Below are 3,435 nucleotides of genomic sequence, written 5' to 3'. Positions count from 1 at the left end.
CGCTTTTCATAAACGCAGTGATATTCAAGCAATCATTGAAGAGCATGGGCATGAAATAGTTTGGTTACCCCCTTATAGTCCAGACTTAAATCCCATTGAAAAGATGTGGGCTTGGATTAAGTAAATCCGCAAAGAATGGCGGATGGATTGTATTGATACTTTATTCTTTTATCTACTTTGGATTGGGTTGGGTTTTAGATGATTGCACTATAAATAAAAACCTTTACAAAATCCCGTTTTACGTGAATTTTTACTACTAACAAAAAAATTAACGCTATAATTTTAAATTTATTTTAAAAATTTAAAAATTTGAAATTTCTCTATTTTATGTTTTTTTACGAAGGTCTCAACTTATTTTTATCAGTGTCAGATTAAGTTGGGAGTTTTACAAATAAAAAAGCCCCTAGTATCATATCTAGGGGCTTGGTGTAAAGACCTGATGTTGACCTACTCTCACATGGGGAAGCCCCACACTACCATCGGCGATGCTGCGTTTCACTTCTGAGTTCGGCATGGGATCAGGTGGTACCACAGCTCTATGGACATCAGGAAAACTGGTAACATTCAATTGCCTTTCGGCTTATGGCTTAGACGATTTCATTATCTAAACCTCAACGTAAATCTGTAGCTTTAAAATAACTTGAGCGTTGTATGATCAAGCCTCACGGTCAATTAGTACTGGTTAGCTTCACGTGTTACCACGCTTCCACATCCAGCCTATCAACGTCGTAGTCTACAACGGACCTTGAGAACGCTTATAGCGTTAGGGAGATCTTATCTTAGGAGGGGCTTCCCGCTTAGATGCTTTCAGCGGTTATCCCTTCCGAACATAGCTACCCGGCAATGCGATTGGCATCACAACCGGTACACCAGAGGTTCGTCCATTCCGGTCCTCTCGTACTAAGAACAGCTTCCTTCAAATCTCCAACGCCCACGGCAGATAGGGACCGAACTGTCTCACGACGTTCTGAACCCAGCTCGCGTACCACTTTAAATGGCGAACAGCCATACCCTTGGGACCTGCTACAGCCCCAGGATGTGATGAGCCGACATCGAGGTGCCAAACTCCCCCGTCGATATGGACTCTTGGGAGGAATCAGCCTGTTATCCCCGGAGTACCTTTTATCCGTTGAGCGATGGCCCTTCCATTCAGAACCACCGGATCACTAAGACCTACTTTCGTATCTGCTCGACTTGTCTGTCTCGCAGTTAAGCGGGCTTTTGCCTTTGCACTCTTGGTGCGATTTCCGACCGCACCGAGCCCACCTTTGCACTCCTCCGTTACTCTTTGGGAGGAGACCGCCCCAGTCAAACTACCCACCAGACACTGTCTGCAACCCGGATTACGGGTCTACGTTAGAACACCAAAATACGCAGGGTGGTATTTCAAGGATGGCTCCACAGAAACTAGCGTCTCTGCTTCAAAGCCTCCCACCTATCCTATACAACGTATTTCAATGTTCAGTGTCAAGCTGTAGTGAAGGTTCACGGGGTCTTTCCGTCTTGCCGCGGGTACACTGCATCTTCACAGCGATTTCAACTTCACTGAGTCTCGGGTAGAGACAGCGCCGCCATCGTTACGCCATTCGTGCAGGTCGGAACTTACCCGACAAGGAATTTCGCTACCTTAGGACCGTTATAGTTACGGCCGCCGTTTACCGGGGCTTCAATCAAGAGCTTGCACCCCATCAATTAACCTTCCGGCACCGGGCAGGCGTCACACCCTATACGTCCACTTGCGTGTTTGCAGAGTGCTGTGTTTTTGATAAACAGTCGCAGCGGCCTATTCTCTGCGGCCTCCAAAGGCTGTTCACCCTCAGAGGCATACCTTCTCCCGAAGTTACGGTATCATTTTGCCGAGTTCCTTTACCCGAGTTCTCTCAAGCACCTTGGAATTTTCATCCTACCCACCTGTGTCGGTTTGGGGTACGGTCAAACAATATCTGAAGCTTAGAGGCTTTTCCTGGAAGCAGAGCATCAACCACTTCATCTCCGTAGAGACTCGTCATCACGTTTCAACCTTAAGAACCCGGATTTGCCTAAGTTCTCAGCCTACGCGCTTAAACACACATCCAACAGTGTGCTGGCCTAGCTTTCTCCGTCCCCCCATCGCAATATTGTTCGGTACAGGAATATTAACCTGTTTCCCATCGACTACGCGTTTCCGCCTCACCTTAGGGACCGACTCACCCTGCGTCGATTAACGTTGCGCAGGAACCCTTGGGTTTTCGGTGTGCGGGTTTTTCACCCGCATTATCGTTACTCATGTCAGCATTCGCTCTTGTGATACCTCCAGCATACTTCTCAGTACACCTTCATCAGCCTACACAACGCTCCCCTACCATACATATAAATATGCATCCGCAGCTTCGGTATATGATTTAGCCCCGGTAAATCTTCCGCGCAGGACGACTTGACTAGTGAGCTATTACGCTTTCTTTAAAGGGTGGCTGCTTCTAAGCCAACCTCCTAGCTGTCTTCGCCTTCCCACTTCGTTTCCCACTCAATCATAATTTGGGGACCTTAGCTGGCGGTCTGGGTTGTTTCCCTCTCCACGACGGACGTTAGCACCCGCCGTGTGTCTCCTGTAGTAAAACTTTACGGTATTCGGAGTTTGCATCGGTTGGTAAGTCGGTGTGACCCCCCTAGCCGAAACAGTGCTCTACCCCCGTAAGTCAATCTACAAGGCACTACCTCAATAGTTTTCGGGGAGAACCAGCTATCTCCGAGCTTGATTAGCCTTTCACTCCTATCCACAGGTCATCCCCTAACTTTTCAACGTTAGTGGGTTCGGTCCTCCAGTTGATGTTACTCAACCTTCAACCTGCCCATGGATAGATCGCCCGGTTTCGGGTCTACACCCAGCGACTTAACGCCCTGTTAAGACTCGCTTTCGCTTCGGCTCCGCTATGCGCTTAACCTCGCCACTGAATGTAACTCGCTGACCCATTATACAAAAGGTACGCCGTCACATATCTTCATATGCTCCGACTGCTTGTATGCACACGGTTTCAGGTTCTATTTCACTCCCTTCACCAGGGTTCTTTTCGCCTTTCCCTCACGGTACTGGTTCACTATCGGTCGACAACGAGTATTTAGCCTTGGAGGATGGTCCCCCCATATTCAGACAGGATTTCACGTGTCCCGCCCTACTCGATTCATTGGTTAGTTTTTCGCATACGGGGCTGTCACCCGCTATGGCCAAGCTTCCCAGCTTGTTCTGCTAAACGTCACCAACTTAATTGGGCTGCTCCGCGTTCGCTCGCCGCTACTTGCGGAATCTCGGTTGATTTCTTTTCCTCGGGGTACTTAGATGTTTCAGTTCTCCCGGTTCGCTTCTTTAACCTATGTATTCAGTTAAAGATGACCCTAAGGTCGGGTTTCCCCATTCGGATATCTTGGGCTATAACGCTTGTTATCAGCTTACCCAAGCTT

General features: G+C 48.2%; 1 protein-coding gene and 2 rRNA genes. 1 reads left to right on the top strand and 2 read right to left on the bottom strand.

Annotation, left to right across the window (positions count from 1 at the left end; translation table 11 throughout):
• The coding region (locus tag A5N85_RS17400) for a transposase (RefSeq protein WP_211268236.1) at positions 1–124 on the top strand (124 nt) is incomplete at its 5' end.
• A gap of 310 nt (positions 125–434) precedes the next feature.
• On the opposite strand, the gene rrf is transcribed toward A5N85_RS17400, so the two are convergent.
• Both rrf and A5N85_RS13500 read right to left on the bottom strand, forming a co-directional pair.
• Positions 435–550: ribosomal RNA gene (gene rrf / locus A5N85_RS13505) — 5S ribosomal RNA — on the bottom strand.
• 101 nt (positions 551–651) lie between these two features.
• Positions 652–3,435, bottom strand: a 23S ribosomal RNA gene (locus A5N85_RS13500); the annotation flags it as partial.

Origin of the sequence: Suttonella ornithocola (genome assembly GCF_001889065.1) — a bacterium.
In the GTDB taxonomy this organism is placed as follows: domain Bacteria; phylum Pseudomonadota; class Gammaproteobacteria; order Cardiobacteriales; family Cardiobacteriaceae; genus Suttonella_A; species Suttonella_A ornithocola.
This window is presented reverse-complemented; position numbering and strand designations above follow the sequence as displayed.